The organism is Mesorhizobium sp. M1E.F.Ca.ET.063.01.1.1 (genome assembly GCF_003998155.1).
GTDB lineage: Bacteria > Pseudomonadota > Alphaproteobacteria > Rhizobiales > Rhizobiaceae > Mesorhizobium.
In genome coordinates, this window is the sequence record NZ_RZSC01000319.1 from 1 (window position 1) to 6,522 (window position 6,522).

Consider the following 6,522-nt stretch of genomic DNA (forward strand, 5'->3'; position numbering starts at 1 on the left):
CCTTGGCAGTTTGGGCCGCGCGCCAGGCGTCGAGTCGGGCGGCGAGTTTTTCGTCGTTCAGCGCAAGCACGGCTGCGGCGAGAAGCGCCGCATTGGCCGCGCCCGCCTTGCCGATGGCTAAAGTGCCGACCGGAATGCCGGCCGGCATCTGCACGATGGAGAGCAGCGAATCCTGGCCCGACAGCGCCTTGGATTCGACAGGAACGCCGAAGACCGGCAGCGGCGTCATAGCCGCCGTCATGCCGGGCAGATGCGCCGCGCCCCCGGCGCCGGCGATGATCACCTTGTAGCCGGCCGCCTTGGCGCCCTTGGCGAATTCATAGAGGCGGTCGGGCGTGCGGTGCGCCGAGACGATCAGCCTTTTGTGCGGAATGCCCAGCGCATCCAGCGTTTCCGCCGCCTGGCGCATCGTCGCCCAGTCGGACTGGCTGCCCATGATGATGGCGACGTCGGCACGCTGATCGGTCAAGGGTATCGCTCCCGGCGGCAAAGGCGCGCCTTAGCGGAATTCGCTACGAGCCGCAAGGATTCGGACGCGTTTGCGCACGATCGATGCTCCGGCCGACGCCTATCGCCAGCCACCAGAGGCGGCAATGCGCTCACCGGTTAGCCAAGACGCCTCATCGGAAGCGAGAAAGACCGCAACTCGGGCGACGTCCTCGGGCTGGCCGAAACGGCCGAGCGGGGTCTTCGCAATGATTTCCTTTTCGAACTCGCTGCCTACGACGCCTACCCGTTTCAGCCCCTCGGTGTCGACGCCGCCCGGAGCTATTGCGTTGACGCGGATGTTGCGAGCCCCGAGTTCCCGGGACATTGACAGCGTGATCGAATCCACCGCGCTCTTGGTTGCGGCATAGATGAGCGAATTGGGTTGCGGGTTCAGGCTGGCTATCGAGCTGATGTTGATGACACTGCCGCCCGCTGGGCCGAAATGTTTCGCCGCTTCCTGGATGGTCAGGATCGTGCCCAGCACGTTGGTGTCAAACTGGCGATGGAACTCGGCCTCGGTTACGGCTTCCAGCGGCTCGAATTCGAACACGCCTGCATTGTTGACCAGAATGTCGATGGTGCCGAAGGACGACTTCGCCGCCTCAAACAGACGGCGCACGTCGTCGCCCAGCGAGACGTCGCCCTGGATGGCTATCGCCCGGCCGCCACCTTCCTTGATCTCCGCAACGATGCGGTCAGCACCTTCCTTGGAAGTGGCGTAGTTGACGACCACGGCAGCGCCGGCTGCCGCCAATCCTCTGGCGATGGCGGCGCCGATGCCTTTCGAAGCGCCGGTGACGATAGCGACCTTTTCGGCCAGTCTGCTCATCAAATCTCTCCTTGTGTTGATGATGAGCCGTATCTGGTGATGATCGGAAGGCGTATTAGGATCAGCCTGATCATTTCTTTGGTGCCTGGAATTCTGGAATGACGACAATCCTCGAAAAGACCGCCGGTCTTGTCGCCTTCGTTCGCACCGTCGATGCCGGTTCGTTTCACGCAGCCAGCCGTCTGCTCGGCTCCAGCCCGTCGGCGGTATCGAAAAGCGTGGCGCGGCTGGAACGGCGGCTGGGCGTGCGATTGATCCAACGTTCGACGCGCCACCTCGGCCTGACCAGCGAAGGCATCGCCTATTACGAGCGGGTCGCGCCGCTGCTGAGGGCGCTCGACGACGCTGAAGATATCGTCCAGATGGCCGATACGGCGCGGGGCCTGTTGCGAGTCACCGCACCCATCGAGCTCGGGCGCGGCCTGATCGCCTCGTGGGCGGAGCTCTTCCTTTCGCAACATGGCGAACTGAAACTGGAGCTCAGCGTCACCGACCGCCATGCCGACCTGATTCGTGAGGGCTACGACATGGCAGTGCGCCTAGGCGACCTGTCCGACACCGGTCTCGTCGCCCGCAAGATCGGCAATCTTCCGATCGTGCTGGTCGCCGCGCCCGTCTATATCGAGCGGCGGGGCCACCCGGCCTCGATAGACGCGCTGCAGGACCACGACTTCATCCGCCACCAGATGGCAGGGCGGCCCTATCCCGTCACTTTTGCGAACGGCACACAGATCGTGCCGAACGGGCGCCTCGACACCGACGACGGGGGCGCCATCCGGCAGGCGGCGCTTGCTGGAGCCGGTATCGCTCATCTGATGCAGTTTGCGGTGCAGAACGATCTCGATGCTGGTCGCCTGGTTCGCATCCTGCCCGGGGTGGCGATGCCTACCATGCCGGTCCATATCGTGCACGCGTTCGGGCGGCAGCTGCCGGTCCGGGCCCGCCTGTTCGTTGATTTCCTCGCAGGCCGGATGGCCGCCCTGTCAAGGTAGTTGCAGGCCGGTGCTAGTCCGGCCAGCGCAGCGCGCTGGCCGGATCCTTGCGCGCCGCTTTCATCGCATCCGCAGGACGCTCCTTCGCCGTCAGCACGGCGCGCAGGCGCTCGGCGACGATCTCCGCCTCGCCGGAGTGAAGGTTGCAGGGGTCGAGAAAAAAGTGACCGCGCTCGACCTCGTGGTTGCGCACGATGACCGGCGGCGAACCGGCGGCTAAAGCCGAGGCGAGGCCGGCGGCGGTGAAGCGGCTTTCCGGGCGCACGAAGACCTGCAGGCGGTCGAGTGGATTGGCCGTCGGATCCGGAATGATCTCAGCGCCGATGCCGGGAATGCCCTGGAGTGCGTCCTTCCACAGATTGAGCGCCGCCTCCTCGCGGCGACGGATCCCGGCATGGTCGCGCTTCTCCCAGGCCTCGAGCGCGGCCATGGTGCCGGCGATGCTTTCCTTGCCGACCTTCATGGCCCGCGCGACGCCGCGATTCTGCAGATAGGCGGCGCGCACCAGGTCCTTGCGGCCGGTGACGATGCCGCTGGTCGGGCCGCTCAGGAATTTGTGGCCGCTGTAGACGACGATATCGGCGCCGCGCGCGAGGAAGCTCCGCAAATCGTATTCCGAGGCCGCGTCGACGATCACCGGAATATTCTTGGCATGACAAATCTCGCAGAACTCCTCCAGCGAAAGCATGCCGTATTGCACGGTGTGGTGCGCGACGACGTAGAGTGCGGCCGCCGTGCGCTCGTTGATTGCCTCGCGCACGTGATAGTCCTGGGTGACGCTGACGGTGCCCGCCGGCACGACCTTGGCGCCGGCGACACGGATCGACTGGTCGATCGGCGCGCCGTAATTGACGATATGGCCGCGCTGGATGACGACCTCCGACTTCAGCCCTTCGTTGTCGTCCGGCAGCCGTTCGATGGCGAGCAGATTGGTGCCGGTCATCGCGCCGGCGATCGCCATGGTGATTCCGCTGGCGCAGCAGGCGGTGATAAAGCCGGTCTCGCCGCCGGTAAGGCGCGCGACGACGGTGCTCGCGGCGCGCTGCAGATCGTCCATCTCCACCCATTGCGAGGCGATCTCGGCCATGGCGGATATCGCCTCGGGAACGATGATCGAGGCGCCGAGCGTCGTCATCGTGCCGGAGACGTTGATGATCGGACGCAGCCCCAGCCGCTCGCGGATCGTGGTGTTGGAGCCGGTGTCGGAATAGGTTTTCATTGCAGTGGACTCCATGAAGGTCAGGCCGCGATCTCGACGACCGCTTCGATTTCGACGGTGATGTTACCAGGCAGCGAGCCGACGCCGATCGCCGAGCGCGCATGGCCGCCGATCCTGTCGAAGACTTCGGCGAAGAGGTCGGAGCAGCCATTGACGACTTTTGGGTGGTCGCTGAAGGTCGGTGTCGCGTTGACGAAGCCGAGCAGTTTCACCACGCGCACGATGCGGCCGAGATCGCCCGCCGCCGCATGCATGACGGCAAGCAGGTTGAGGCCGGTGAGGCGGGCATGCTCATAGGCTTCTTCGACGGTCACGTCCTCGCCGACCTTGCCGGTGCAGAGCGTGCCGTCGGCGCGCAGCGGCCCCTGGCCGGACAGGAAGATCAGCCGGCCGCTTTCGGCATGGGTGACGAAGTTGGCGATGGGCGTCGGCGGCTCGGGCAGCGTCAGGCCGAGTTCGGCGAGCCGGGTGTAAGGCGTCATGGAAGAATGCTCCTTGGACGGCGAAGGCCGTCCGATTTCAGAATTGCGAGGCGCGAAAGCGCGCCAGAAACGTGCGAAGACGCTCATTAGTCGTCTCCGCGGCGAGAACCTCTTTCGGCGGCCCGACGGCGCTGACGCCGCCATCGGCCATGAAGACGATGCGGCTGGAGGCATCGCGGGCGAAGGCCATTTCGTGCGTCACCATCACCATGGTCATGCCGTCCTCGGCGAGGCTCTTCACCACGGCCAGCACCTCGCCGACGAGTTCCGGATCGAGCGCCGAGGTGATCTCGTCGAGCAGGAGGATCTTTGGTTCCATGGCGACCGCGCGGGCGATGCCGACGCGCTGCTGTTGGCCGCCGGAAAGCTCCGCCGGCAGGCTGTCGGCCTTGTGGGCGAGGCCGACGCGGCCCAGCCAATGCTCGGCGATCGAGCGCGCCTCGACCTTGCTCTTGCCGCGCACCTTGGTGAGGCCGAGCATGATGTTGCCGGCCGCCGTCAGATGCGGGAACAGGTTGAAGCCCTGGAACACCATGCCGGTCTCGGCGCGCATGGCGGCCAAGTCGCGCTCGCTGCGCCGCTGGCGCGCGCCGCCGTCGCGGAAACCGACCTCCTTGCCGTCGATGCGGATCGAGCCGCTGTCGTAGCTTTCGAGGAAGTTGACGCAGCGCAGCAGCGTGGTCTTGCCACTGCCGGACGGGCCGATGACGGTGACCACCTCGCCCTTCGCCACCTTGAGGCTGACCGAGCGCAGCACCTCGACCGAGCCGAAGGATTTCGAGACCTCGGCAATGTCGAGAAGCGCTGCGCTGTCGTTGGAACTGGTGGCCATCGTGCTATTCCCGGATGAAGGCGAAGCGCTGCTCCAGCCGCCGGCTGGCGTATGAAAGCGCGTAGTTGACGGCGAAATAGAGCAGGGCGCCGAGGATATAGAGCGGCATCGCCTCATAGGTGCGGCCGATGACCTGGTTGATGGCCTGCATCAGATCGGTGATGCCGAGCAGCGAGACCAGCGCGCTGCCCTTCACCGCGTCGGTGACGCCATTGATCCAGGGTGGCAGGAAGCGGCGGAAAGCCTGCGGGAAGATGACGTAGGCAAGCCGCTGGCGGAAGGTCAGGCCGATCGCCATCGCCGCTTCCGATTGGCCCTTCGGGATCGAGGCGACCGCGCCGCGCAGATATTCGACGACCTGGGCGGTCTTGAACAGGGTCAGCGCCAGCACCGCCGCCCAGAAGGACTGGAGATGCACGCCGACGGCCGGCAGGCCGTAATAGACGAAGAAGATCAGCACCAGGATCGGAATGCCGCGAATGGTGTCGCTGAAGATGCGCACCGCCCAGCGCAGCGGCGCCGGCCCGTAAACGAGGCCGACGCCGAGAATGACGCCGGCAATCAGCGACAGCACCACAACGAGCAAGGACACCCAGAGCGTCAGCGCGAAGCCTTCGGCGAGGAACGGCAGGGCATAGGCGATCTGGCTCAACATCAGCGCGCCGTCCTGTACCAGCGCTCGACCAGCCGCAGGGCGAAGAGCAGGGCGTAGCCCGTCACCAGATACATCGCCGTGACCACGAGATAGACCTCGACGATGCGGAAGGTGTTGAAGTTGATCCACTGCGCTCCGTAGGTCAGCTCCGGCACCGAGATGACGGATGCGACGGACGTGTCCTTGAACAGCGAGATGAAGGTGTTGGACAGCGCCGGCAGCGTGATGCGCATCATCGTCGGCAGGCGCACATGCAGCAGCCGCTGCCAGGGCGTCAGGCCGATCGCCTTGCCGGCGTCGATCTGGCCGCGCGGCACGGCCTCCAGGCCGGAGCGGAACACCTCGACCAGATAGGCGCCGCTATAGAGGGCCAGGGTCGCCACGAAGGAGGTCTGCGCGCTGTAGGCGATGTCGATGACGGTCGGCAGACCATAGAAGACCAGATAGACCAAGAGGATCAGCGGCACGTTGCGGATGAATTCCACGTAAGCCGCAATGATGCCGCGCACGATGCGTCCGGCCGAGACATACCAGACCGCCAGCACCAGCCCGATGACGATGCCGATGGCGATCGAGATCACGGCAAGCTCGAGGCTGAGCAGTAGGCCGCCCGAGAGCTTGTCGAAATGCCGCCAGATCAGATTGAAATTGAGCGTATAGCCCATGCGTCCGTCTCAATGGCCTGCGATGACGAACCTAGGATTCATTGTCGCACGGCCCGTGTCGAGGAGAAACAGGCGGAAGGACATCGCCTTCCGCCGGCTTGTGAAATGGGCCTTTTCAGATGACCGGGAAGCCAGGGTGGCGCGGCGGCGGCTCCTGGCCAAAATATTCCTTGAAGGCGGCATCGTAGAGCGCCGTCTCATGGCCGAACATGGCGATGGTGAAGGTCTGGTCGACGAAGGTCAGCCAGTCGAGATCGCCCTGTCTCAGCGCCGCGCCGTAAAGCATCGAGTACCAGCTCTTGCCGGCATCGAAATACTTGTCCGGATTGCGCGAGGCGAGCCAGCGCACGGTGGAGAGG

General features: G+C 65.0%; 8 protein-coding genes and 1 pseudogene. 1 reads left to right on the top strand and 8 read right to left on the bottom strand.

Annotated elements, in window-relative coordinates:
* Positions 1 to 469 (bottom strand): 5-(carboxyamino)imidazole ribonucleotide mutase (purE, locus tag EOA29_RS21095; protein WP_127221413.1); only part of this gene is annotated, 469 nt, incomplete at its 3' end.
* A 99-nt stretch (positions 470 to 568) separates the two neighbouring features.
* The gene (locus tag EOA29_RS21100; protein WP_126091498.1) at positions 569 to 1,318 is read right to left on the bottom strand and encodes a glucose 1-dehydrogenase; all 750 of its coding nucleotides are present in this window, start codon (positions 1,316 to 1,318) and stop codon (positions 569 to 571) included.
* 98 nt (positions 1,319 to 1,416) lie between these two features.
* Between EOA29_RS21100 and EOA29_RS21105 the strand changes: the two genes are divergently transcribed.
* A complete protein-coding gene (locus EOA29_RS21105) occupies positions 1,417 to 2,310 on the top strand; it encodes a LysR family transcriptional regulator (protein ID WP_126091499.1) in 894 nt (297 codons plus the stop codon).
* Positions 2,311 to 2,323: 13 nt separating this feature from the next.
* Here the strand turns inward: EOA29_RS21105 and EOA29_RS21110 are convergent, their stop codons facing one another.
* The 6 genes and pseudogenes from EOA29_RS21110 to EOA29_RS21135 form a co-directional block, all read right to left on the bottom strand.
* Positions 2,324 to 3,529 (bottom strand): aminotransferase class V-fold PLP-dependent enzyme, encoded by a 1,206-nt coding sequence (locus tag EOA29_RS21110; protein ID WP_127221415.1) that lies wholly within the window; start codon positions 3,527 to 3,529, stop codon positions 2,324 to 2,326.
* Positions 3,530 to 3,549: 20 nt separating this feature from the next.
* A complete protein-coding gene (locus tag EOA29_RS21115) occupies positions 3,550 to 4,011 on the bottom strand; it encodes a RidA family protein (protein WP_126091501.1) in 462 nt (153 codons plus the stop codon).
* 37 nt (positions 4,012 to 4,048) lie between these two features.
* Positions 4,049 to 4,843: an amino acid ABC transporter ATP-binding protein gene (locus EOA29_RS21120; protein WP_126091502.1), complete on the bottom strand. Its 795-nt coding sequence runs from the start codon at positions 4,841 to 4,843 to the stop codon at positions 4,049 to 4,051.
* A gap of 4 nt (positions 4,844 to 4,847) precedes the next feature.
* Positions 4,848 to 5,498, bottom strand: a complete 651-nt coding sequence (locus EOA29_RS21125) for an amino acid ABC transporter permease (RefSeq protein ID WP_126091503.1) — start codon at positions 5,496 to 5,498, stop codon at positions 4,848 to 4,850.
* Entirely contained in the window at positions 5,498 to 6,163 is a 666-nt protein-coding gene (locus tag EOA29_RS21130) for an amino acid ABC transporter permease (RefSeq protein ID WP_126091504.1), read from the bottom strand. The genes EOA29_RS21125 and EOA29_RS21130 overlap by 1 nt, the downstream gene beginning before the upstream one ends.
* Before the next feature lie 115 nt (positions 6,164 to 6,278).
* A pseudogene (locus tag EOA29_RS21135) lies at positions 6,279 to 6,522 on the bottom strand (ABC transporter substrate-binding protein); the annotation flags it as partial.